Here is a 26416-nt window from a genome sequence, read left to right on the forward strand (position 1 = left end):
GTGAGATGATCGAGGACTATGTCGTCTTCCACGAAATACCAGCCATCGACCGTGTTGTAGCCTGTCAGATTGCCGTCCATGGTGGAGAAATAGCTCTGATTGATCCTTGTCACACTCGCGTGTGTTTTCAAGGTTCCGTCCACATCGACATAGGTGTAGCCTGATTCCGCGACCCGCATGGTGAAGTTGACGTCGGACGCCGATGCAGTGTACGAAGCCGACGGCACCGTTCCCGACATCAGGATGTAGTCGGTCATGGAAACGCCGGTTATTACGACCGCCGATCCGGCATTCGCCGTTATGGTGTATGTGCCGTCCGCCGCCGTGGTGTATGAAGCCGCAAGGGCTCCGGTGCAGGTGATGGTCACTCCGCTGAGGCCGACGGAAGTTCCGTCTATGGACACCTTGCCGGATACCGTGAAGGCATCCTGGTTGACGGTGAAGGTCACGGTGAAGGTCACCGGGGAGACGGAGTTTGTGTTGCCGGCCGCCGGACCCACCGCGAACACAGCTGTGTATGTGCCTACGGGGAGACCGTCGTTCGGTTTGACGGTGAAGCCGCCGCTGCCGCCGTCCGGGATACTGCCTATCGAAGTCGACGACAGCGTGAAGGACGACGTGCTTCCGCTGACCGGGGTTATCGAAAGATCGCCGGTCGGCAGGTTGCCGACGTTATTTACCGACATCGCATTAGCGGATATGGAGCCGTAACCTACGTTCGCTGTTCCGAAGTCCCAGGAGCCTGGGACAACCTCTATTCCGTAGGCGGCGATCTGCGCGATGAACTGGTTGTTCTTTATCAGAATATTGTATGTGTGTGTTCCGCCCACATATGTATCGTTCTGCGACGCGCCGCTCACCGTTCCTCCGCCGATCAAGATTATGGTCTCGCCCGCGTAGGTGCTTGGTAATGCGGTGTCATCGAAGGCGACCATTGTGTTCCCGTCGCCGACAAAGGCATTGCCGGTGACGGTGGAATAGGTAAACGACTGATCCAATGTGCCCGTGAATCCGAACGAGGATCTGCCCATGCCTATCGTAAAGTTGCCGATGATCTGGCTGCCGGCGCCGAATTGAACCGTATTGGTGGTATCGTCAAGGGTGACGTTGCCGGTGATCAGACCGTAGTTATTGAAGGTCGCGGATAAGGTGCCGGTGAGGATGCCGTTCCCGCCGCCCTTGATCTCTGCCCCTTCTTCGTTGGTGATGGTGACACGGCGTGTGGTGTAAATGCCGTCCGCGGCCTCGCCTTCGATAGTGCCGGAGTTGCTGACGGCGAATGAGGAAGATGAGGCTGCGCTGGCATAAATGCCGTATGTCTTCCCTTGGATCTCGCCGCCGGCGCCGTTAGTGATGGTTACCTCTCCATTACCGGCAAGGATGCCGGCGCCGTAACCGTTGGTCTGCGTACCGTTGGTCTGCGTGCCGGTGACCGTGCCGTTGTTGGTTATCGCACCGCTGGCGATGTTTATGCCGCCGCGGTATCCTTCGATCCCGCCTCCGGCGTAATTGGTTATGTTGCAGGGAACGGAGCTCGTATGAATGATGCCGTAATTGGCATACGACTGGTATGGAGAAGAGTATACTCGGATCATACCATAGTTATGTATCGTGGCACTGCTGCTTTGTGCTACATACACGCCGTTGCCTGCACCGGAGATCGTGCCTTCGTTGGTAAGCTGAAGGCTGCCCCCTATGGCAGAGATACCATACGTAATATTGCCGACACCGATGTATCCGCCGCTCTTGTTTTCGATGGCGACGTTGCCGGAGTCAATAGCAATTGCGACGTTGCCGCTTATTGTGCCCCAGTTCATTATTGTGCTGCTGCCGTTGCCTGTGAGGGATATGCCGTTGCTTCCCGTTATCGTTCCGTAGTTATTGATCTCTGCGCCGGCCCCGACAGACATTGCATCATATCCGCCGCTGGCAATATTGCCGTAGTTGGTGATCTTGCCGCCGCTGGTGGAGGTGAGGAAGATGACGGGGCCTCCCATACTTTGTAAGGTGCCGGTGACCCCATTGATTATCTCACCAGTATATTGTAAAATGATGCCGTTGCCAGCATTAGTGACGATGTGGGCGGTGTTGATGAGCTTACTTCCGCTGCCGAGAACGGTCTGATTTCCGCTGCTGACCTTCCCTATGGAGGGGACGGGCGGCAGATGCTCGGAATACACCGCAAAGGTGCGGATTGAGCCTATGTTGACACTGCCGGTCACCGTCAGTGTGCAGCCGTCGGCTATGATGATGCTGACGTCGCCTGTGATGAACAGCGTACCGGCGATCAGAGCATCCTCGGCCAAGTAGTACCATCCTCCCGTAGCCGCCGCATCGGAACCATTCATTTCATAGCGCGATGATGAAAAGAACATGAGGTCAAAATAAGCCTGATCTACCATCAGCGCGCCATGGGTGCCCGGACTTCCGTCCACGTTGACATAACCATAACTTGCCTGCTCAACTGTGAAGTTTACGTCGGACGCATTTGTTCTGTAAGACGCCGACGGTACCGTTCCCGATACCAGGACATGGTAAGCCAAGGAAACGCTGGTTATAACAACCATTGACCCGGCATTCGCCGTTATGGTGTATGTGCCGTCGGCGGCGGTGGTGTATGAGGTCATCAAAGCTCCGGCGCAGGTTATGGTCGCTCCGCCGATACCGGCGGAAGTTCCGTTGATGGTCACCTTGCCGGATACCGTGAAGGTATTATGACTCATGGTGAAGTTGACGCCGGACGCATCTGTTGTGTACGACGCAGGTATCGTTCCAGTGACCATGGTGTAGTAGTTCTTTGAAACGCCTGTTATCACGACGGTCGAGCCGGCACTAGCCGTTATGGTGTATGTGCCGTCAGCGGCAGTGATATATGACCCAGCCAGGGCTCCTGTGCAGGAGATCGTCGCTTCGCTAACACCGGCGGAAGTTCCCTCAAGTGTCACCCTGCCGGATACCGTGTATGTGCCAAAGGGATAGACCGTTTCCGCGATCATGCCTTGGCTCAGATTATAGAAGCTTCCGCTTCCGGTCGTGGTGAGCTGGGAGGCGCGGACCATATAATACCGTGTGCTTCCGGGATCCGCATGGGTCCAATCTGTTCCCTGTACGATAGCAAGCCGCGTATAGGGCCCGTCCTTGTTCGTCGCGCCGTATATGTAGTAATCTGTGATCGCGCTGTCCGCAGAAGCGGTCCACTGCAGATGCGTTCCGTTCGTTGTGCCGCTTGCTTGCAGGTCTGTAGCGGGCAGTACGGGATACATATGCAGCGTTGGGTCCCCTATGAGATTTATGTGGGCATTGCTAACATTACTAATATAGGGTGTGTTGGGGCTGCCGTATGGGGATGTTCCGGTGATTATTCCGTAATTGTTCTGCGTCAGCATGACGCTGTAACCGATAGTTTCCCCCAGCGCCATATGATGGAAGTACCAATCCGGCCGTCCGACCCAGGCGCTGGCGAGTCCATAATCCGATGTGGCGATGAATGCGCGCAGAAGATTGTCCTGTCTGTCAAAGTCCACAAAGTAACTGCCAAGGACCTGGGCGAAGATTATGCCGAAGTTCTGCGAGGATGCAATGGTGCTCGTTGTAAGCGTACCGCCAATGGCGCCTACGCTCGTGTAAGTGCCGCCTCCGGCAATATGCGCCCATGTGTATGTGTTCTGCGAGAGGTGTTGCGACCACGATCCGGCGTCTATTCTTGCACCCGGTCCCCATAATGTTGGGAAAAGCCTGTAGGCATTATCTGAGACGCTGTTCACGGTCCCCGCAAACCCATCCGAGATCAAAGCGTCCTTGGTCGTGGTCATCTGACCGATCCTGTACTGATGGTCTTTGTTCAGATACTGCCGCAACAGCTCCGTGGCATCCTTTGAGAAAGCGGGCATATTGTTGAAATCCACCCTTCCGACTTGCAGCTGCACTTCCCGGATGGTCGAATTGGATGAATCCCAAGGCGCAGCTACAGCCCCATAATACAAGTCCGACGGTAACGGGCGGGGGTCATGTCCGTCGGGTGCGAAATTGGCGGTTCTGAGAACAGGTATATGACCCAATAAGAACACAGCTTTGACATTAGCTGGGTCCGCATTGTAATCCGCCTGCACCAAGGCCCGCGCCGATTCCGGCGTCGCGTTCCTTGATACATCATGGCGCAGTACTCCCCAGCCATCGCCGATCAGGTCATTCTTAAGGGTCTCGATCTCAGCGCTCAGCGCTGCCGCCTGTTCGGCCTCTACAAGCAGTACGACCTTGCCGCGGTATTCCACGGCCGGTATTTTTATGCCGGTACTGATGTAACCCGCATCGCTGAAGATGTTGCTGCCGTTGACACAGTATTCGTATATCTGGCCGACGGTTACGTTCGTATCCACATAAAAGGTTGCATCGCTGCTAAGAGTAGCGATCGGCGGTCCCCACTCCATTGCGTCCTTGTCTTTCCGGTAGACATCATAGCGGCCAAGATCATACGGCACCTTGCCGGGCCACTCCACCCGGATCGTTGCAGGAGATTCACTTACCTGGGCGCTTAACGCCAATACAGAAATAGTATCATTCAAGGCGAAATTGATATTGGACACCGACGCTGTGTAAGGCGCCGAGGGTATTGATCCGGATACCACCAGATAATTCGCCCTGACGACACCGGTTATAATGACCGTTTGCCCGACATTCGCCGTTATGGTGTATGTTCCATCGGCGGCATTCATATATGATTCTGCCAGGGCTCCGGTGCAATATATGGTCACTCCGCTGAGACCGACGGAAGTTCCGCTGAGGGACACCCTGCCGGATACCGTGAATGTGTCATGTCTCATGGTGAAGTTGACGTCGGACGCATCTGTTGTGTACGACGCTGGTACCGTTCCTGAGATCCGGGTGTGGTAAAGCTTAGAAACCCCTGTTATTGTTACGGTCGAGCCGGCATTCGCCGTTATGGTGTATGTGCCGTCCGCTGCCGTGACGTATGAGGCCTCCTGGGCTCCGGTGCAGTAGATGGCTACGTCGCTTATGCCCGCGGAAGTTCCGTCAAGGGTCACCTTGCCGGACACTGTGTATGTGGAGGCCGCTTCCGCTATCACGCCTTGGCTCAGATTATAGAAGCTTCCGCTTCCCGTTACGGTAAGTTCGGAAGCGCGGACCATATAATACTGCGTGCCTCCTGGATTTGTATGGGTCCAGTCGGTTCCCTGTACGATGGCGAGCCGCGTGTAGGGTCCATCCTCGTTCGACGCGCCGTACACGTAGTAGTCGGCGACCCCGCTGTCAGCAGATGCTGTCCACTGCAGATACATTCCGTTCATCGTGCCGCTGGCCTGCAGATCTGTTGCCGGCAGTACCGGGTACATCCGCAGAGTGGGGTCCCCCATCAGGTTTATGTGAACGAAGTTACCGTTTATGCCGGCGTAAGGATAACCTGTTATGGTAAAGGGGAAGACTCCTCCTGTGTTGTTCTGTGTCAGCCTGGCGCTGTAACCGATGGTCTCTCCCAATCCCATGTGGTGGAAGTACCAGGACGGCCTTCCGACCCAGGCGTTGGTAAGCCCGTAATCAGGTGTGGCGAGGAATGCGCGCAGAAGGTTGTTCTGCGTGTCCCACTCCACGAAGTAACTGCCGAAGGTCTGGGCAAAGATTATGCCAAAATTCTGTGAGTTGGCGATGGTACTCGTAGTAAGCGAACCGCCGGTGGCGCCGACGCTCGTGTAGCTGCCCCCTCCGGCGATGTGCGCCCATGTGTATGTGTTCTGAGACAGATACGACGACCACGATCCGTCATCTATCTGCGCGCCTGGCCCCCATAATGCGGGGAAAAGCCTGTAGGCATTATTGGAGACGCTGTTCGTAGACCCAGCGAATCCGTTCGCGACAAGAGCATCCTTGGTCGTGGTCATCTGACCGATCCTGTACTGATGGTCTTTGTTCAGATACTGCCGCAGCAGTTCCGTGTCGCTCTTTGAGAAAGCGGGCATATTATCGAAATCTACCCTTCCCACCTGCAGCTGCACTGTCCCGGGGATCCTTGAGGGAGACAGGTCCCAGGATGCGGTCATGGTCCCGTAATACGTATCCGCCGGGAATGAGCGGAAGCTATGTCCGTCCGGTCCTAGACTGCCTGATTTGAAGATCGGTACATGGCCAAATAGGAACACCGCTTTGACATTGGCCGGGTCCGCATTATAATCCGCCAGCACCAAGGCCTTCGCCGATTCCGGCGTCGCGTTCCTCGACACATCGTGGCGCAGCACTGTCCAGCCGTCGCCGATCAGATCGTTCTTAAGAGTTTCAAGTTCAGCGCTCAGCGCCGCCGCCTGTTCGGCCTCCACCAGCAGAACGACCGCGCCGCGGTATTCCACAGCCGGTACATTTATGCCGGCGCAGACGTAGCCTGCGTCATAGAAACTGCCGCTGCCGGTGACACAGTATTCATAGATCTGGCCAACGGTCACGTTCGTATCCACATAATAGGTTGCGTCAATGCTAAGAGAAGCGATAGGTTCCCAGGCATTCGAGTCTTTGCTTTTTCGGTAGACATCATAGCGATCGAGGTTATACGGCACTTTGCTGGGCCATTCCAGCCGGATCGTTGCCGGCGATTCGCTCACTACGGCGCTCAGCATAACCACATTGTCGGCGTTGGGGGGATACACTTGTTCAGGCTTCATGGTGAAGTCAACATTGGATGCTACTGTCGTATATGATGCCGAAGGTATTGTCCCAGATGCCCTGACGTATTCCGCCTTGGTGATGCCGGTTATCACAACTGTGGATCCTGCATTCGCTGTTATGGCATACGTGCCGTCGGCGGCTGTGATATATGACGCCTCCAGAGCTCCCGTGCAGGTAATCGTCACTCCGCTGAGGCCGTTTGTGGTTCCGTCAACGGACACCTTGCCGGACACTGTGTATGTGGAGGCCGCTTCCGCTATCACGCCTTGGCTAAGGTTATAGAAGCTTCCGCTTCCGGTTGTGGTGAGTTCGGAAGCGCGAACCATATAATACTGCGTGCCTCCTGGATTTGTATGGGTCCAGTCGGTTCCCTGTACGATGGCAAGCCGCGTATACGGCCCGTCCTTGTTTGACGCACCGTATACGTAGTAGTCTGTGACATCATTGTCCGCAGAAGCGGTCCATTGAAGATGCATTCCGTTCGGGGCGTAGTTAGTCTGGAGATCCGCCGCCGGCAGTACCGGGTACATCCGTAAGGTGGGGTCTCCCATCAGGTTTATGTGGGCATAGTTACCAGTTATGCCGACGTACGGATAACCGGACAGCGGCGAGGAGACTCCTCCTGTATTGTTCTGTGTCATCCTGGTGCTGTAGCCGATGGTCTCTCCCAATCCCATGTGGTGGAAGTACCAAGCCGGCCGGCCGACCCAGGAATTTGTGAGTCCGTAATCCGGCGTGGCGAGGAATGCGCGCAGAAGGTTGTTCTCTGTGTCAAAGTCCAAGAAATAACTGCCGAAGGACTGAGCAAAGATCATGCCGAAGTTCTGTGAGTTGGCGATGGTGCTCGTATAAAGCGTACCGCCAGCGGCGCCGACGTTAGTGTAGTTGCCGTATCCGGCGATGTGCCCCCATGTGTATGTGTTCTGAGACAGATACAACGACCATGATCCGTCATCTATCTGCGCATCCGGCCCCCATAACGTCGGGAAAAGCTTATAGGCGTTATCGGAGACGCTGTTCATGGTCCCCGCAAACCCGTTCGCGACCAAAGCGTCCTTGGTCGTGGTCATCTGACCGATCCTGTACTGATGGTCTTTGTTCAGATACTGCCGCAGCAGTTCCGTGGCGCTCTTTGAGAAGGCGGGCATATTGTCGAAATCCACCCGTCCCACCTGCAGCTGCACTGTCCCGGGGATCCTCCCAGGAGACAGGTCCCAGGATGCAGTCATGGTCCCATAATAAGAGTCCCCCGGCAATGCGCGGGCCGCATGTCCGTCCGGGGCGAAATTGCCTGTTCTGAACACAGGTATATGGCCAAATAAGAACACCGCTTTGACGTTGGCCTGGTCCGCATTATAATCCGCCAGCACCAAGGCCTTCGCCGATTCCGGCGTCGCGTTCCTCGACACATCGTGGCGCAACACTGTCCAGCCGTCGCCGATCAGATCGTTCTTAAGAGTTTCAAGTTCAGCGCTCAGCGCCGCCGCCTGTTCGGCCTCCACCAGCAGAACGACCTTGCCGCGGTATTCCACGGCCGGTACTTTTATGCCGGCGGTGATGTAACCTGCGTCATAGAAGCTGGTGCTGCTGTTGACACAGTACTCATAGATCTGGCCGACGGTTACGTTCGTATCCACATAATAGGTCGCACTGCTACTCAGAATAGCGATCGGCTGTCCCCAGGCTGCCGCATCTTTGCTCTTTCGGTAGACATCATAGCGGCTGAGATTATACGGCCCTTTGCTGAGCCATTCCAGCCGGATCTCTGCCGGCGATTCGCTCACTATGGCGTTTAGCATGATCACGTCATCGGCGTTGGGGGGATACTCCGCGCCTCTTATTTCCTCCCAGACGGCATACAGCATGACCGGCACGGTGATGAGTTTAGTGTAGTCTCCGCCTTGCTGATAGGTCGGCGCTGCCGCATTGGGATCTTCGGACCAGCCCAAGAATACGTGTCCTGAACGCGTCGGGATCTCCGACGGAAGTATGGTCGGCGCAGAAACATACGGCCTTGTTATGTAGTCGGGGGCGCCTTCGCCGCCGTTGGCATCAAAGCTGATCTTGGCATGCCACACCGCATAGAGGGTCCTGTTCCTGTTCTCGATAAATAGATCACCGGGCTGGTACACAGCGGTCCCTCCGTCGTAGCCCCAGCCCATGAAGAGCAGACCGCTGCGGACAGGCTGCGTCTGGTCCAGAGTGATCTGTTCGTTGTAACCTTTCGTCTGGGAGGCGACAGGGGGCGTTCCGTAATACATTTCATAGTTGATAGTATAGGTGGCGGAGATCTCCTGCCCGCTCCTGAAGACATCCTGAATACGCTCCAGGAACTCAAAGCCGTTCTTTACGGTCGGCTCGATGATAGTCCCTTCTCCGAACTCGTTCCAGCAGTGCAGCATTCCGATGCCTTTCGTTTGGTCGTAGTTGTTGACTATTGCGGCGTATCCGTCGCGCAGGTGCGATTCAAACTCATCCGGCGTCGGCGTACAGATCTTAGCTGTTTCCGCACCTCCGAGTCCTCCCCAGGACGGGATCCTCTCCCAGCCTGCTGTCATCGGTACAAAATAGGTCATGTTGGGGTAGGTCTTTAAGATCCATTCCCATTGAATGACGTAAGCTTCGCTGAGCTCCTCATAATTTTCCGCGCCGGGGTTGGCAACATTGGTGTAAGGGGTGCCTTCCACGCCGCGGTGGTTGAAATAAGCCGTAATGGCGTCGGCCCCTGCGGATACGGTGAAGTCAAACCAATACGAATACGGCTCGACACACATCACAAAGTATATGCCGTCCAGCCCACGTTCCTTCGCCCTGTCCCGTGCATGATCAAGCATTTCGGCGGCCGTTATACCAATGGCTTGGGCCTGCTCTCTGAGGCCGGCTGGCTCAGCGGTCGTACCGCCCCCGTCCGAAAAGATGTACATTACAGGTTTGTTGTCTATCTGCAGATATTCTGGATTGCTAAAGTGTTCATCGATCCAATAATCGATCATTTCATTCCATTCGTCGATCGATGTCGGCGACGGGAAACTTTCGTGGTTGCACCAAAGCAGAGAGTAAGAAACAAGGTCCCGATTTTCCGCTTCGAGGTAAGCGCGGACTGCGGGGTTGATTATGTCCGGATTGACGCCCGGTATCCAATACCAGGCCATTGACATGAAGTCTATTCCATAATCAGCCATCCATTCGATGTGCTGCTCCATCGCCCCCACATCGCGGGACTCATACCAGCCCGCTAACGGTTCTCTGTCCGGGCTGTACGGCTTGATCTTATCCCATGTGTGTAGTCCCAAGACATTCAGGGCTATGGGATCGGGTTCAGCGGTCCACTTCCCAAAATAGTACATGCCGAGCATGACATCGTCGTCAACGACCGCCGCATCATTCGTTTGAGACTGATGGACGATCCCTCCAATGAACAGCAGCGCTGATATCAGCACTGTTGCCAGTATAAGCTTGGATCGAGTTATTTTTTTCATTTAAACCCCCCTGTATATCTCCGTTTTGTCACAAACGAGAACACGGATTTTTTCAGTACTCTATATCTAATTATATAATATATAAACGGCTCACTTTTAGTCAATTCCATACATATCCAGTATGAAAAATTTCAACACAATCAATAGAGAAATTTTGACAGAATAATCATATCCTGTTGACATCTCGCCGCATAAAAAAACAAAGTCTTCCTTTATCGCCCTTTGCGCTCATTCATCCCCCGGTATACCTGCGGCATGCGCTCTGTTCCTTACTCTTCCGGTGACCTCTCCGGTCGCTTTTCGGCTCCGCTGCTCTCCGGAAAAGGAGTTCGCGATCGGTGGGAAACGCCCAATTCATACTTCACCCCTGCACAATCAGATGGGGGTTCTGGAACAGCATGTCTGCGATGCGGACGGCGTTAGCATTATCTTTATTCCCTATTGATTTAGTATGATAATCCAGTAGCTTTGAGAAGGTTCTCATTGAAGACGCTGTCTGGAATCGCATTTAAGAAAATGACTCAAAAGAACCCTGTGTCTGTTTACCCCGCCATTAGCCATGCCCGCATTTGCTTCTGTTACCATTACGATCCAATGGCCTCTGTCCGTATTTTTAATCCTAAAAGAATGTCCTATACAAAATAACTTATATAGTAAATTGCTAATGCCGTTAGCTAAATAAGGGGGTGTGAGGGACGGACTATAGTGATCTTGCGAAAGAGTTCATACAGAACATGCGGACGGTTCAGATAGTGAGCAGACAGAAGCGTGTCCAGGAGGGCATCGGAAGCGAGGCTTTCATTCTCCACTGCATCAACGAAAATCAAGGCAGGACCGTTCCCAGTCAGATAAGCGACGAAATGGGCATCAGCTCGGCCCGCGTCGCCACTGCTCTGAACAGCCTTGAGGACAAAGGTCTCATCACACGCGAGATCGACGTCGGCGACAGGCGGAAGATAATCGTCAAACTGACGCCGAAGGGCAGAGACCATGTGGAAGAATGGCATAAGAAACTACTTGAAAAATTGACGAACGTCCTTATGCAGATCGGAGAAGAGGATGCGAAGGAACTGGTTCGTATCACCGGTAAGCTCACGGAGGTGCTTTCAAAGCCCCGGCCTTGAGTGCCGCCGTTCGACCTGTGTTTAAGATGCTGCGATATCACAACGAATTTTCTCCCATCGCTGAACATCGGACGAATCAATATAACAATAAATAGCAACACAGAACGACGCAAGGTAATAGCATGACAAACATTCTCAGATATCTCAGGCCGAAAGAGTGGGCGCTGATCGGAGTCATCGTAGCTTTCATAGTGGTCCAGGTCTGGCTCGACCTGAAGCTGCCGGAGTATATGAGAACAATAACCCAGCTCATAGGAAACCCAGGCAGCACAATGGACGACATATGGTTCAACGGGAAGTATATGCTCCTGTGCTCGCTGGGGAGCCTCGCGACCGCAATAGTGGTGGGCTTCATTGCCGCCAGGGTCGGCTCGTCGTTCGCACAACGGCTAAGGAGCCTGCAGTTCGATAAAGTGGGATCATTTTCCATGTCGGAGATCAACAAGTTCTCTATCGGGAGCCTCATCACCCGCTCGACGAACGATGTGACACAGGTACAGATGATCTTCATAATGGGGCTGCAGATTATAATTAAAGCACCTATACTCGCAGTGTGGACGCTTGTCAAGATCTCAGACAGAGGCTACGAATGGACCTCTGCAACAGGCGTCGCGATGGCCTTGATCGCTGTGATGTTTATCGTCGTCATAATAAAAGTAATCCCAAAATTCAGGATGATGCAGATATTCATCGACAATATCAACAAGGTGACGAGAGAGAACCTCACAGGCCTCCCTGTCGTCCGGGCGTACAATGCGGAGGATTACCAAAAGAGGAAGTTCGAGAAGGCTAATGAGGAACTGACCGCCACCCAGCTGTACACCACCCGCGCGATGGCGACGCTGATGCCGCTGATAGGCGTCATAATGAACACTCTGATGCTGTCTATCTACTGGATCGGTGCGATCCTGGTCAATAGCGCCGGAAGCATGGAAGAGACGCTGATTGTGTTCTCGGACATGATCGTCTTCACGACCTACGCAATGATGGTAATGATGGCGGTCATGATGATAATGATGCTATTCATAATGTTGCCGCGTGCGCAGGTGTCCGCAAAACGTATCGCCGAGGTCCTCGACACAGAGCTGTCCATAAAAGACGGGACGGTGACCGGGTCCGGCAGCGGGCGGGCGGGCGAGGTAGAGTTCAGGAACGTGAGCTTCAAGTACCCAGGCGATTCCGATTACGTCCTGAAAGACATCAGTTTCTCTGCAGGGCAGGGCGAGACGGTCGCATTCATAGGCTCCACCGGAAGCGGAAAAAGCACGCTCATAAACCTCATTCCAAGGTTCTATGACGCAACGGAGGGGTCTGTCCTGGTGGACGGAGTGAACGTGCGCGAATATAAGTTGGAATCGCTGTATAACAAGATAGGCTATGTGCCCCAGAAGAGCATCCTTTTCAGCGGGACAGTCTCGTCGAACGTAGCATTCGGCGAGGGCGAAGGCGGGCAGGCGACCAATGATGACATAAGGAAAGCGGTGAGGATCGCTCAGGGTGCGGATTTCGTCGAGAATATGAAAGGTGCATACGAGGGGGAGATCGCCCGCGGCGGCGCGAACGTGTCAGGCGGCCAGAAGCAACGCCTTTCCATCGCGCGGGCAGTGTGTCGGAAACCAGAGATATACATCTTCGACGACAGCTTCTCCGCGCTTGACTACAAGACAGACAGGGCTCTGAGGACCGCCCTCAAGAAGGAGACGCAGGGGGTCACGAGCATGATCGTGGCCCAGCGCATCGGCACCATAATGGACGCTGACAAGATCGTGGTCCTGGACGAAGGAGAGATCGTGGGAATCGGGAAGCACAAGGAGCTCCTCAACACCTGCAGAGTATACAGGGAGATTGCTATGTCACAGCTGAGCGAGAAGGAGCTGGCGATATGAGCGACTACGAACCGCGCAGACAACCTCCAAGAAGAGGTCCCATGGGCGGCCCTATGGGCATGGGTCCCGGCGAGAAGCCGAAGGATTTCAAAAAGACCTGGGGGAAGCTTATCAGGTACAGCAGTGCATTCCTCCCTCTGGTCACGGTCGCTCTAGCGATGGCAGTAGCGGCGGCGGTCCTGCAGACGATTAGCCCCGACTGGATAAGGAGGCTTACGGACGAGATAACTAACGGCGTCCCGGGGCTGGGGGGAATGCTGAGTGGTATCAACATGGACCTCGTGGTCATGATCTGCATCACGCTAGTCAGCTTCTATGCCGTCGCCGCAGTGCTAAATTTCCTGTTGTATTGGATCATGGCGACCGTCACTCAGAAGATCTGCAAGAGCATGCGCTCGGACATATCGGGCAAGATCAACCGTCTGCCTTTCAGCTACTTCAACAAAACAAGCTACGGCGATGTCCTGAGCCGCACAACTAACGATGTCGACACCATCGGACAGACACTTAACCAGAGCGTGCCCACACTCGTCTCTGCGGCATCGACGCTGGTCGTCGCACTGATAATGATGTTCTGGACGAACTGGATGATGGCGCTTACCGCTGTTGGCGCCAGCTTGCTCGGTTTTGCGATGATGGCGGCCATCGTCAAGAAGTCCCAGAAGTTCTTCGTTGCGCAACAGGCCGGGCTAGGCGAGATCAACGGCCATGTGGAAGAAACATACACAGGACACAGCATCGTGAAAGTTTACAACGGCGGCAGAGAGTTCAAAGGGAAGTTTGAAGAGATAAACGGCAGACTGTACATAAGCGGGTGGAAATCTATGTTTTTCTCAGGGATAATGATGCCGCTGATGCTCTTCGTCGGCAACTTCGGGTATGTAGCTGTCTGCATCGTCGGAGCCGTGCTGACAATGGACGGAGTCATCTCATTCGGCGTGATAGCCGCATTCATGCTTTATGTGAGATTTTTCACGCAGCCGCTATCGCAGTTCGCGCAGGTCACCACCAATCTCCAGAGGACCGCCGCCGCGAGCGAGCGGGTCTTCGAGTTCCTGGAGGAAAAAGAAATGGAGGACGAAAGCAAGAAGCCGAAGCTCCTCGACCGGGCAAAGGGCAGCGTGGAATTCAGGAACGTCAGGTTCGGATATACTCAGGACAAGATCGTCATCAATGATTTCTCAGCAAAGGTAAAGCCGGGACAGAAGATCGCGATCGTCGGTCCGACCGGTGCGGGCAAGACCACTTTGGTCAACCTGCTGATGAGGTTCTACGAACTTGACGGCGGCGAGATATTGCTTGACGGCGTGCCTATCAACGAGATCCCGCGCGAGAATGTGCATGAGCAGTTCTGTATGGTGCTGCAGGACACTTGGTTGTATGAGGGCACCATAAAGGAGAACATAATCTACTCAAAGCCGGGCGTCTCAGACGACGACGTGATCGCCGCCTGCAAGACCGTAGGGCTGCATCATTTCGTACAGACCCTGCCGGAAGGATATGACACTATGCTAAGCGACTCGGCGAACCTCTCCGAGGGCCAGAAACAGCTGCTTACTATAGCTCGCGCTATCATCAAGGACTCGCGGCTGCTGATACTGGATGAAGCGACCAGTTCGGTGGACACACGTACCGAGCGCATCGTGCAGGATGCCATGGACATACTGATGAAGGACCGGACCTCATTCATCATCGCACACAGGCTGTCGACTATCAAGAACGCCGACTTGATCCTAGTGCTGAGGGACGGGGACATCGTAGAGAGCGGCGATCACAACGAGTTGCTGGCACAGCGCGGATTCTATGCCGAACTGTACAACAGTCAATTCGAAACTGCATGATCGGGCCTCCTGCATGATATTGCGCCGACGAAGATGGTCTTTACGTCCTCCTTAGCGGATGCAGTATTCTAGTAGTCATCCTTAACATTCCCAAACAAAGACCGAGGTCACGTCTTTTAATCTATTTGCCATACCTATTATCAACATCCCGGAGCCCCTTATGGAATATTGGATCATCTTCGCATTCGCTTCCGCTTTATTCGCCGGCCTGACGTCGATACTGGCAAAGATAGGTCTCAGGGGAGTGGATTCCAACCTGGCCACAGCTCTGAGGACCATAGTGGTCCTCGGATTCGCCTGGATGGTCGTTCTCGTCGTGGGTTCCCAGAACACGATCTCGGACATCAGCACATACACCCTGACCTTCCTGATACTGTCCGGATTGGCCACCGGTGCGTCTTGGCTCTGTTATTTCCGTGCGGTGCAGATCGGGCAGGTGAGCAAGGTCTCCCCAGTTGATAAGAGCAGCACGGTCCTTACGATGGTCTTGGCGTTCATCTTCCTAGGGGAAGGGGTCTCCGCCGGTACGTTGTTAGGAATGGTCCTGATGATCCTTGGAACATTCCTCATGATACAGAGGACTGGAGAGGACAACGAATCAACGGCGGACAGGAGGTCCTGGATCATCTTTGCATGCTTGGCCGCATTGTTCGCCGCCTTGACATCGATACTGGGAAAGGTAGGGATAGAGGGCGTCGAGTCGAACCTCGGGACAGCGATAAGGACCATCGTGGTCCTTCTGATGGCCTGGATCATCGTACTTATCCAGAAGAAACACAAAGATATCAGAAGCATTGGCAGGAAGAACTGGAACTTCATCATCCTTTCCGGCGTAGCGACGGGACTCTCCTGGCTTTGCTTTTATAATGCGTTACAGAACGGTCCCGCGAGCGTCGTGGTCCCCATCGACAAACTGAGTATTGTTATCACCGTCATATTCGCATTCCTGATACTGAGGGAACGGCTGTCTAAACGCGCCTTGTTCGGCCTGGTCCTGCTCACCGCAGGCACGCTGGTTCTTCTTCTTTGACAATTTAAAAGTGTTAAGGGGGGCTTACGCCCCCTGTTTATGATCAGAGTTTAACGGGTACCATGTGCGCCGAGAGACCCAGTTCCTTCTCGTCCATTCCCATCGCTATGCCGAAAAGCTGCGAGAGGTGTATGACCGGGATGTTGAACCCGAGGTCCTTCTGGCTTGAATCGAACTGGAGATGGCAGAACGGGCACACGTCGACGATGAACTGCGCGCCCGACTCCTTCATGTTCTCCAGGTTCGTTCTGGTGAATTCCTTTGCGACGTCCCCGAATGCCGCTCTGACGCCTCCGCCGGCGCCGCAGCAGAGGGTCTTCTGCTTTCTGGGGACGCTCGCTGCTCCCGTCGCCTCGACAAGGTCGTCGAGTATGCGGGGGGCCTCCGAGTCCTCAAGCTGCTTTATGTCGCTGGGTTTCAGGAAGTGGCATCCGTAGAAAGTCGCTATCTTGTAGCTTACGGGGTTGGTCACCTTTGCCTTTATCGCGTCGACGCCTATCTCTTTGTACAGCACCTCGGCGAAGTGGTAGACCTTTGTCGTTCCTTTGTACTCCATTCCGATCTCCTTAAGGAACTTGTTCGCTTTTGCGAGCACTTCCGGATGATTGTTGAGCTCGTGAGCCGCCTCGAAGAGCGATCCGTAACATCCGTTGCAGATCGTGATTATCGGCAGCCCCTGCTTCTCCGCCAGCGCGAGGTTCCTCGCCGCCGAGGCGATCCAGGTGTCCCTGCTGAACGATTTTATCACACCGGGCGCCGGACAGCAGCCGGCGTCCTCAAGATCGACGAGTTCGATGCCGAGCTTCTCACAGACGACCCTTGTGGACTTCTCCAGTCCGGGGTATCTCAGAGGCGCTATGCAGCCCAGGAAGAATGCGTATTTTGCCATACGATCACTCCACTATCTTGTTGAACCCTGTTGCGTTCATTAGCGTCACAAGGTCTTCCATCGCTTTCTTGTTCGCCAGTACGGTCGGGGGGGTCTTTGCGAGGCCCAGCTCCTCTCTCAGCTTCGCTATGTCGGCGTTGACCGAGACCGTGTGCCCTATTTTGTAGAGGTTCGCTGCGGTCTTTTTGTGGTTCTCGTAGATATGGCCTTCTGCTACCGCCATGTTCCTGAGCGCAACGACGACATCCACTATCGGAACGGCGCGGGGGCACCTCTCCACGCATGTGTAGCATGTGGTGCAGTCCCAAAGCTCCTCGCTGCCGAGTATCTCATCTTTGAGGCTGAGCTGCGTCTGCCTCATGAGTTTCCTGACCCTGTAAGAAGTGCGCCTTCCGGAGGGGCAGCTTGCTGTGCAGGTTCCGCACTGGAAGCACATTTTTACGTCTGCGCCCCCCAGGTCTGCGACCCGCTTCTCAAATTCTGGGTTTGGTCTTATCTCCGTAATAATCACCTAAGACGCACACCTTCCTTATGGTATATAAAACAAAGAGACCTGTGCGCACAGTATTACCTCAAACAGCAATAGTTATTACCGGATATTTCTGGTCTGAAGCGCCTTTACAAGCTTGTTTATCATTTTATCTTCTTTCCGATAGATCGCGGTGATGGAATGTCTCAGGACCTTCGGATCCACCGCGCTTTTCATTTTGATCCCTTTCCTCAGCAAAAGGAACTCGTCGACGAAGTAACTCTTCTTAGAACCCAGAAGCTCCGGGAGGGAGAATGTCTCCGATTCGATACTGTATTTCCTGTCCATTGTGTCAAGGAACATGAAAGCTACCCTCTGGGCGCCGTATCTGTATCTTATGAACGATGTCCCGTTATCGACGAACACCATCCCCATGTAGCCTATCTCCGTGCCGTCGAACTCGTCCGCGTCGAACAGATACAAGGGATCGTCTATGACGGCGAAATCCGCGAGGTTCTCCTTCATCATCCTGATGTTATGCTTGTCGTCAGATATGACGAGTTCGACGTCCGTCATCTTCAAAGCGGAAAGGACGGACATCATCAGGTCCTCCGTGACCGGACTGCAGCAGATAGTGAAATTATGATCGTCCGAACATCTGAGCTCGGTGGTGACATAGGTCTCCAGTATCAGCCTGCCGTCGTCATTCAGCTTTGTCCCGGCCGGCGTGGAGATCGTTATAGGCGAGCCTGCCGCTTCCTCGATCGCCGAAATGTATCTGTGAACGACCGGGACCGATATGCCCAGCGCCTTGGCGGCGGCCGTCTTGCTCCCTGTCCTGGCAACGGCAGCCAAGGTCTCCAGCTGGCGGTTGGTCACCAGACGGCCGTTGATCATCTGCTCTGTCCTTACGGATATCTCCACGCAACGTTATCTCAGACCATGCGGATAAGTTTTATTCTTCGGGCCATATTCAGGAATCCCATAAAACTTCATCCACAACACCATGGGACTCTCTCTTTGCATGATCTCACTCATCTATCGTCCAGAAACATGCCAAAGCCCTAATGCCAAGTCATTCAAAGCCATTGTCCTGGATATAAACGCAAAGGACACCTCCACGGTGCGAACAAAACGATATTTTGGGACACCAGAATTAAGAAACATAATTTTTATGAGCAAGAGTTAAAATAGTATTAAAACCATGTGTGGCCATGCGGTTGATTTTTGGTCCAGACTACTTGAAGTGGGGCGCGAATACCAACGATCCACTATGTGAGCCTTTTGCACCAAACACATGCACCTCTTTCAGACCTGAAAGGAGAGAGTCTAACTGCAGTCAAGGTTTTGCACCAAACACATGTACATCGTTGCAATAAAAAATTCCAGGCGATAATACGTTGCACACTATCCAATAGTGATGCGCGGTGTTGATATAATAATTATTTAGTCCACATGTTCAACTCATAACGCGGCAGAGTATCATAATAATCATTTAATAATTTTTTTTGTTTTCCTTTATGGCTATAAATATCTATGACCACATGGGGCCTCTCTTCTATTTTTGTAATTGTAACTTTTGCTCTCCACAAAGAGGTGTTCTCGGCGGATATTCTTAAAAAATACAGAGCGATGTCCGTTTCATTACAACATGTAGCAAATTCTGCAGTGAAGTTGTTATGCATGCCTCCCAAATTATAGTTCAGCACCCCCCCGGGGTTGATTCTTTCTATTAGGCTTTTTTCTGTTTCCCTCGGAGGGAGACCGACTTTCATTTTCTCTGCTGTGACATCGCCATAATTAAAATATAGTCCTTGTATGGCACTATTGACAGTGAGTTTGCCTATGACCTCTATGCCCACTAATAAATTTTCCTTTTCCTCATCATTCACATCGGGGCATCTAAAAAATCTTGTTTTATATCTGGGGGATCTGGAATTTTTCCACGATATCCACATTCCAAATAACATTACAATTAAAGCAATATATCCTGATGAACCAATCGCATCATTGATAAAAGATAGAATGTCCACGCTTCATTACTTCACTATATATTAATAAAATTATTTATTTTTTTGAACTGTTTTGGGTAAACTTGTAGATAGAAAAAATTCTTTAACGTGTCTTTAAATCTTGCTCTTTGATTTTATTTTTTGCAATAATTTTCAAAATATCTTGTATTATGTCCTTGTAAGTGTGACATCTTGCTGACTCGTGCTCTCTATCATATTTGGCCTTGCATCCCCCTCCACAAATCGGTAACAGTGAGCATGAATTACACCTCAAATCAATGATTGGTTCTGACCAATCCATAATCATTTTACTGTTTATTTCAAGGGGATCTATACTGCCAACCACCTTTTCCTTTATACCAACGAGGATTGGACATTTTGTAATAGTTCCATCTGTATAAAAAATAAAACTGTTTTTATCACACATAAACCTACAATATGCGGGCTTTGGAGTTAGATTAAAGTATTCTTTATCTCCACTAAACCCTGTTTCGTCAATTTTTTTTACTACTTCCAAAAGGTTGTGTGAGTTATCTATTTCCGGGCCTTGTTCATAACATTCTGTGCTAAATAACAAGGCGGGCCGAATCGACACATCTTCTTTTGAAAAATTACGCCCGATATAATCTATTAGGTCTAAAATGGAGTTGACATTACTCTTCCCTATATTTAGCCTAAAAGTCACTTTTAAACCGGAATCTATTACACTTTTAGCATTTTTTATTATGCTTTCAAAACTTATTTCTGGCGAGTCGAATTTTTTTATTTTTGTGTGAAGGGCACCATAACCATCCAACGGAACTTGAACACTTTTCACACTCCATTTACTAAACTTATCTATTATCTCTTTTGTAAGTAAGGAGCCATTGGTGACTATTGCTGAGTCATATTCCATTTTTTCGTCCGAAATTGATTTGCATATTTTGCTTATGATATCTGGTCGAAGAAGCGGCTCGCCACCAGAAAATGTTAGATGAGTGTTGTCCTTACGGTGAGATATTATAAAGTTTATTATTTTATCAACGGTTGCTCCTGACATTTCTGCCATGCCAACAGTGTTGGCGGCATAACAATAGTCACAATTCGCATTACAAGAATTAGTTATGTGTATCCAATAGCTTGTGTCAGAATAACGAACGTCTCTTAGGTCTTGTTGATCAATCCATGATTCGTATTTGTCTGTCGTAAAAAACCCCATTTTTACAATGTCAGACTCTTCGTCTAGAACCACACTTTCTTTACTTAGAAGTAAAGTCTCCACAGGATCAAATATCGCCATTGCCCCTGTTTTCGAGTTAAAAATAATCGTGCCAACTTCATCCTTTGACAAGATATTATATTTTGATGGGTGGTACACTCTCATTAACAATCCAATAATAGTTATTAAATAAAATCTTAACTCTGAGTCTTTTTGTAAATTTCGCCTTCTTTAACAAAAAAATTTGATGCCCGATAGCCTGAGCAAAAGGGAGAAAGAGCGTGCAGCGCTTTTGTTTCTGGTCATTTTGTTAATCCCATTGCTTGTTTAAAAAAAGGGTTAAGGTCCATATGATCATCCATAGCATAGTAAAAGTCATTTACTTTTCTAATAATGTGGCCCAATAGTTTTTTGTTTATATAACATGTAAAGGAGACGCCATCATCGGTCTTCCTATTCCGTAACTCTCCATTGATACGCCCACCTTGACAATATTTATACAACTCACAACTTCCAATACATTTTTCTCCTTGACACTTGGAATAAACTAACATTTTCTTGAAGCCGTCTGAGTTAAACACTTCATCGATTGTGCTAAAATTATGGATATTTCCATAGTAAAAAGAATCCTCATAACACATATTGCACAGTTCTAACTCTCCAGAGGGATCCACACACATCCATTTACCATGACATGATGTGTTTGAACATGATGTGTCTTTATTTTCTTTTATCGTTCGGATATTGCTAAAAAACGGTTCCACAGATATGCCATCTTTATCACTTATCCAATATTCAAAGAAATCAATCATTTTTTCAGTATACTTTTTTATATCAAGCTTTAGAACCTCATTTTTTTTCGCAAACCCTTCTTCGACAAGGGGATTTAGCTGTAAGTTCTGTATTCCTTCTTCTTTGAATGATTCATAAGTTTCGATAAGTCTATCAACATTGACTCCAGAAACAACTGAAATTGCGCCAACAGACATCCCGTGTGATAACAGTTCTCGGTAACCTTTCAAAAAATCGTCTTTGTTTCCTCTTAAGTAGTCATGGTTGCGACCATCGAACGAGGTCCCGCATCCGAAATTGTTTTCATGGAGAAATTTTGCAAATTCTGGCGTAACGAGTGTACAATTTGTTTGCACGTTGTTTCTCACTTCTGTATTATTAATGGTAGCGTATTGTTTTTGTAAACTTATCGCCTTTTTATAAAAATCAAGGCCAACAATCAATGGCTCACCCCCGTGCCATAAAAACTGAACCTTGGAATACTCTGGAATGACCATTCTGAAAACCTTTTCCAGCGTATCGTCGCTCATAATTTTTTTATCAAATCCTGTCTCAGAGCGATAACAATATTTACACCTCATGTTACAGAAATACGTTGGTATAAGCGTGACACTCATAACGGCATTTTTCTCAGCAACCATATGTGTATATATTAATACTATTCTATTATTCTTTTCAGTTATTGACAATTTTTGCCTAATATGCTCCCTTAATAAAATTTTGTTTTTTAAGGGGCCTCATTCACATAGCAACCAATAATAAAGAAGACAGATTTAAGGTGGATGTGGCGAAGCTTGCAGATAGGATAGTTGTTATCGGCCTTGGAAGTCCGATCATGTGCGATGACGCCGTCGGGCTCAAGGTATCGGAGGCCGTCGAAGCGCTGGGACTGCCTGATGTGGATACGCTGCAGGAGGCCGTTGGCGGACTGGATATAATCCCTATGGTCTCCGGATACAGGTACGCGGTGATCGTGGACGCCATACAGACCGGGGAATATGAACCGGGCACCGTGCTCATCTTCGACCCGGAAAGCTTTGACTGCACCGTGGCGGACGTTCCGGCGCATGATGTCAACCTAGCTACCGCGATAAAGATGGGGAGACAGATGGACAACAGCGTTATGCCTGCGGTGATCAAATTCGTCGCGATAGAGGTTGCGGACCTCCGGACGGTCAGCGAAGAGATGACCCCTAAGGTTGCGGCGGCCGTAGATCCGGCAAAGAACGCCGTCCTCCACCTGCTTGCCGGATTCAGAGATCCAGATCCGAGTTATTGAACTTCTCGATCTCCTTATTCTTCCTTCCCAGCACGGAGACGTTCAGAGTTGAGCCTCTGATGACGTCCGAAGCGACCCTCATCACGTCCTCCTCCGTTACACCGGATATAGCTTTCAGACGGTCGCTGAGGGAAAGGTACTTACCGTTGAGCAGGAAATCCCTTCCAAGCATATACATACGGTGTTCGGTCGATTCCATGGACCTCACCAGCGCGCCTTTGATCAGGTTCTTCGTTCTCTCCAGCTCCCCTTTCCCGAATCCATTGTCCCTCACATCCCTGTAGACCTTCGCGGTCGTCTCCATGCTCTCGATCACATTTCCGTCGGTGGATGACATGCATGTGCACAGCGCTCCGGCGTCGGAACGCTGTTCCACCATGTTGTATATGGAGTAAACGAGCGCCTTCTTCTCTCTGACCTCCTGGAACAGCCTTGAGCTCATCCCGGAGCCCAGGACCGCGCTAAGCAGCGTAAGCGGCGCCCTGTCCTTATGGTCTGGGTCATAGGCGGGGAACCCCATCGCAACATGATAGTGCTCAGAATTGTTCTTCCTGAAACTGTATCCCGTCTTCGGGGCGGCCGGCCTTTCTCTTTCTATCTTCTTTTTGCCGGAAAGACCGTCGAACTTCTCCTCCGCCCACGAGAGGACCTCCTTCATCTCGACTGCGCCGGCGGCGAATACCGAGATGTTCGGTATGCCGTACCTTTCTTCATAATACTCCCTGAGGTCCTCGGAAGATAACCCTTTCACTATCTCGACGGTACCTCCTTCGTCCTGAGACAGGGGGTGGCCCCTCCATATGTTCGCCGAGAAGACGTCGTGGATATACGTTTCCGGTTCGTTCTCGATCATGCTCAGTTCCTGGATGACGATCTTCTTCTCGAGTTCGACGTCATTTTCGTTGATGAGGGGATTGACCACCACATCGGAGACCGTATCCTTGGCGACATCCTTCGTCTCCTTTATCGTCACTCCGTAGAAGGCGGTCATCTCTTTTCCCGTGAACGCGTTCATCTCGCCGCCGGCGCCTTCCATCTCCTTCGCCATTTGATAGGACGACCTGTTCTTTGTCTCTCTGAACACAACATGCTCCAAAAGGTGCGATATGCCCATCACATTTTCGGACTCGTCCCTGGAACCGGTGCGCACTCCCACCATATATCCCGCGCTCTCGCACCCGGGGATCTTCTCAATAAGCACAGGTATCCCACCTGAGGTCTTCTCAAAAAAAATGTTCTTCCCGCTCATGCCCGCGGGATGATTGTGCGAGTAATTATACATTCACAATCACTACGGCAGGTATCATGACGGAGATGAAGATAATAAGGTACTCCGAACAAAAGTACGATAACCCCACCGCGATAGTGGGTCTGCCGGGGATAGGTCTTGTCGGTTCGATACTCACAAGCTTTGCGATCAGGGAGCTGGACATGGAGGTTGTGGCGGCGATCACATCCCCGGATTTCCCTCCGTACACACTGATCCAGAACGGGAATCCGTATCCGCCGGTAAGAGTGTACGGGTGCAGGAGGGAGAATACTTCGGCCGACTGCGGAGACCTGGTCATCGTGACCTCCGAGATCACGCTCAGGCCGGAACAGTACTACGACCTTAACGCGACCCTTATGGGTCTGTTCAAAGAGATGGGCATAACCAGCGTGATAGCGCTTGAGGGGATACCGCAGTTCGAAGAGAATATGAACATATTCGCCTGCGGGTCGTCGGCGGCCTCCAAAGAAAGGATAGAAGGGCTCGGGCTGAAGATGCTGAACGATGGATTAGTGAGAGGATTGACCGGAGTCATGCTCTACGAGGCGTTCTATTCGAACATGGACGTCATCGCCATGCTGTGTCCCGCCAATCCCGCGTTGCCGGACCCCAGATCGGCGGCGAGGATACTTGAGCCCCTTTCCAAGATCATGCCGGAGCTAGCGATAGATGCGGAACCGCTGTACAAAGAGGCGGAAGAGATCGAGAGCAAGATCAAACAGCAGCAGGAATACGGGTATGACGTTGCGCCCAAGGATATCCAGCAACTTTACGGGTGATCCTCTTTGCAACTTATCCCGACCAAATATTTCGTCACGTCCGGAAAGGCGGCGAGCGGTATATCCGGCCTCAACGCATTCGACCGGGCGCTAATGTCCGCCGGTATCTGCGAGCAGAATCTGGTCGCCGTATCGTCGGTGATACCGGATGGTGCGGTGATGATCGATCGTGTTGAGATACCGATGGGTGCGGTCACCCACTGCGTAATGTCCCAGATGAGGGGAAGGGGCGAAGAGGTCATTTCGGCGGGCATCGCCTACGCCCGCAGGAAGGACGGAAAGGGAGGATACGTCGCGGAAGGGCACCTGCACGGATCCGGGAAGAGCCTGAGGATAGAACTGGAAAAGAGGGTCGAAGAGATGTCGAAGGTCCGTGAAGCGGCTTTTGAAGAGACCCATTTTTTAATAGAAGAGATGGAGGTCCCGGAAGGCATGTACGGATGCTGTCTGGCGGCGCTTGTCTTCACAGAGTACAGATGACATACGCCATAATCTCCTGCAGCAAATGCCGGCGCCGGCGGATCATCGACCGTTCGTCGTCGTCCTCGATATGCCCGTACTGTAGCGGAACGGAAGAGCACAAAGGCCTCAGAGTGATCTTCGAGAACAAAGACCAGAGTGTCGTCAGGGACGCGCTTATGCGGACGCATCATATCGGCATTCCCGAAAAGAAAAGAACGGGGGCAGACCCCGATCCGCTCTCCACGATCATCTACAGATATGAGGCCTGCAAAGACCTGCAGGAGAAGATGACATTGGTCTCAAAGGGCCTGACGGACCTGTACGGCACATTCACGCTGGAGGACATTGAGAAGATCGATGAAAAGAACGCGGAGAAGCTGTTGAGCGCCATGCTGGAACTCTGTCTTGTGCGGGAAGTGAGGTACGGAAGGTACAGCGCCTGACGTCACTTAGGGACATCCTTCCTTGTTTTGCCTTCCATCCTTAGGACGTCCCTTACGACGCGGGACAGCTTCACATACATTGTGTAATAGAAATAAACCGCCGCCACGATCAATGCCAGAATGAAGCATGCGTAAAGCATTATCTCACTTTCGGACGTATAGGCCGCATACAGGACCATAATGAACACCACATTGACGAACATGCTCTGCAGAGCGAACTCCATGGGCTTCCGTCTGGCGATACCTTCTCCGACCGTGGTGCCTATTCCGGACAGGATCAGTATGTAGGATAATGCCATCAGAAATAACCACAGGTAATCTCCGACGCTTATGGACGCACCCTCTCCCGTGAGCACGGTCCCGAGGGTTCCGAAATAGTATATCGTGCCGAAGGCCATCGTGCACCCCATCCCCAGACCCAGACCGTAGCCGTAAAAGACCGAATCGGATTTGCCGTGGAACCTTTTAAGATTCATGACTGCGACCATCGCGAGACATTGTACGGCGGCGAACAGTATCATATAGATCATGCTCGGAGGACTCATCAGATATGTGTAGAAGGCGAAAAGCAACGTACCCGCTATCAACCCCACTACGAAAAGCGAAAAGAACGCCGGATCGCTGAAGAACGGCTGCTCGACCGCCGGGTAGGTGTACTTTCTAAGCACAGCATACATCAGTATCAGGGTCGGAGCGAAGGCCATTATTCCCGCCGCATACAGTATGACATCCATCCGTTGTACATACGCAGGCTGAATAATAACCTTTGTTGCGCTCAGAACTGCGTTGAACAA

The 26416-nt window shown here is 51.6% G+C and carries 17 protein-coding genes; 8 read left to right on the forward strand and 9 right to left on the reverse strand.

Annotation, left to right across the window (positions count from 1 at the left end; translation table 11 throughout):
• Positions 1 to 10148, reverse strand: a 10148-nt coding sequence (locus FWG96_06760) for a glycoside hydrolase family 99-like domain-containing protein (protein MCL2032946.1), incomplete at its 3' end; no start/stop codon positions are given.
• 752 nt (positions 10149 to 10900) lie between these two features.
• Here FWG96_06760 and FWG96_06765 point away from each other — a divergent pair.
• From FWG96_06765 to FWG96_06780, 4 genes are all read left to right on the forward strand, one after another.
• Positions 10901 to 11272 carry a MarR family transcriptional regulator gene (locus FWG96_06765; protein MCL2032947.1) on the forward strand — a complete coding sequence of 124 codons (372 nt, stop codon included), beginning with the start codon at positions 10901 to 10903 and terminating at the stop codon, positions 11270 to 11272.
• 122 nt (positions 11273 to 11394) lie between these two features.
• Positions 11395 to 13158, forward strand: a complete 1764-nt coding sequence (locus FWG96_06770; protein MCL2032948.1) for an ABC transporter ATP-binding protein/permease — start codon at positions 11395 to 11397, stop codon at positions 13156 to 13158.
• Positions 13155 to 14999, forward strand: coding sequence for an ABC transporter ATP-binding protein/permease (locus FWG96_06775; protein ID MCL2032949.1), 1845 nt, complete (start codon positions 13155 to 13157; stop codon positions 14997 to 14999). The genes FWG96_06770 and FWG96_06775 overlap by 4 nt, the downstream gene beginning before the upstream one ends.
• Before the next feature lie 160 nt (positions 15000 to 15159).
• Positions 15160 to 16029: an EamA family transporter gene (locus FWG96_06780; protein MCL2032950.1), complete on the forward strand. Its 870-nt coding sequence runs from the start codon at positions 15160 to 15162 to the stop codon at positions 16027 to 16029.
• Between the two features lie 43 nt (positions 16030 to 16072).
• On the opposite strand, the gene hdrB is transcribed toward FWG96_06780, so the two are convergent.
• The 6 genes from hdrB to FWG96_06810 all read right to left on the reverse strand — a co-directional run bounded on the left by hdrB (position 16073) and on the right by FWG96_06810 (position 22030).
• Positions 16073 to 16918: a CoB--CoM heterodisulfide reductase subunit B gene (hdrB, locus tag FWG96_06785; GenBank protein MCL2032951.1), complete on the reverse strand. Its 846-nt coding sequence runs from the start codon at positions 16916 to 16918 to the stop codon at positions 16073 to 16075.
• Between the two features lie 4 nt (positions 16919 to 16922).
• Positions 16923 to 17354, reverse strand: a complete 432-nt coding sequence (gene hdrC, locus FWG96_06790) for a CoB--CoM heterodisulfide reductase subunit C (protein MCL2032952.1) — start codon at positions 17352 to 17354, stop codon at positions 16923 to 16925.
• Between the two features lie 153 nt (positions 17355 to 17507).
• A complete protein-coding gene (locus FWG96_06795) occupies positions 17508 to 18311 on the reverse strand; it encodes a LysR family transcriptional regulator (GenBank protein ID MCL2032953.1) in 804 nt (267 codons plus the stop codon).
• Between the two features lie 518 nt (positions 18312 to 18829).
• Positions 18830 to 19420: a hypothetical protein gene (locus FWG96_06800; protein MCL2032954.1), complete on the reverse strand. Its 591-nt coding sequence runs from the start codon at positions 19418 to 19420 to the stop codon at positions 18830 to 18832.
• 82 nt (positions 19421 to 19502) lie between these two features.
• Positions 19503 to 20729, reverse strand: coding sequence for a radical SAM protein (locus tag FWG96_06805; protein ID MCL2032955.1), 1227 nt, complete (start codon positions 20727 to 20729; stop codon positions 19503 to 19505).
• A 170-nt stretch (positions 20730 to 20899) separates the two neighbouring features.
• Complete coding sequence (locus FWG96_06810) at positions 20900 to 22030, reverse strand: radical SAM protein (GenBank protein ID MCL2032956.1); 1131 nt, start codon at positions 22028 to 22030, stop codon at positions 20900 to 20902.
• A gap of 143 nt (positions 22031 to 22173) precedes the next feature.
• On the opposite strand from FWG96_06810, the gene FWG96_06815 reads away from it, so the two are divergent.
• Positions 22174 to 22668 (forward strand): hydrogenase maturation protease, encoded by a 495-nt coding sequence (locus FWG96_06815; GenBank protein ID MCL2032957.1) that lies wholly within the window; start codon positions 22174 to 22176, stop codon positions 22666 to 22668.
• On the opposite strand, the gene FWG96_06820 is transcribed toward FWG96_06815, so the two are convergent.
• On the reverse strand, positions 22643 to 23917 hold the full coding sequence (locus FWG96_06820) for an insulinase family protein (GenBank protein ID MCL2032958.1): 1275 nt from the start codon (positions 23915 to 23917) through the stop codon (positions 22643 to 22645). The genes FWG96_06815 and FWG96_06820 overlap by 26 nt on opposite strands.
• A 56-nt stretch (positions 23918 to 23973) precedes the next feature.
• Between FWG96_06820 and FWG96_06825 the strand changes: the two genes are divergently transcribed.
• From FWG96_06825 to FWG96_06835, 3 genes are read left to right on the forward strand one after another with little or no spacing between them, the layout of a single operon-like run.
• Positions 23974 to 24717, forward strand: coding sequence for a PAC2 family protein (locus FWG96_06825; GenBank protein MCL2032959.1), 744 nt, complete (start codon positions 23974 to 23976; stop codon positions 24715 to 24717).
• Between the two features lie 6 nt (positions 24718 to 24723).
• Positions 24724 to 25197, forward strand: coding sequence for a pyruvoyl-dependent arginine decarboxylase (locus FWG96_06830; GenBank protein ID MCL2032960.1), 474 nt, complete (start codon positions 24724 to 24726; stop codon positions 25195 to 25197).
• Positions 25194 to 25622, forward strand: coding sequence for a hypothetical protein (locus tag FWG96_06835; GenBank protein MCL2032961.1), 429 nt, complete (start codon positions 25194 to 25196; stop codon positions 25620 to 25622). Before FWG96_06830 ends, FWG96_06835 begins: the two co-directional genes overlap by 4 nt.
• Before the next feature lie 2 nt (positions 25623 to 25624).
• Here the strand turns inward: FWG96_06835 and FWG96_06840 are convergent, their stop codons facing one another.
• Positions 25625 to 26356 carry a hypothetical protein gene (locus FWG96_06840; GenBank protein ID MCL2032962.1) on the reverse strand — a complete coding sequence of 244 codons (732 nt, stop codon included), beginning with the start codon at positions 26354 to 26356 and terminating at the stop codon, positions 25625 to 25627.
• Between the last annotated feature and the right edge of the window lie 60 nt (positions 26357 to 26416).

Origin of the sequence: Candidatus Methanoplasma cognatum (assembly GCA_009777615.1) — an archaeon.
Taxonomy (GTDB): Archaea; Thermoplasmatota; Thermoplasmata; order Methanomassiliicoccales; family Methanomethylophilaceae; genus Methanoplasma; species Methanoplasma cognatum.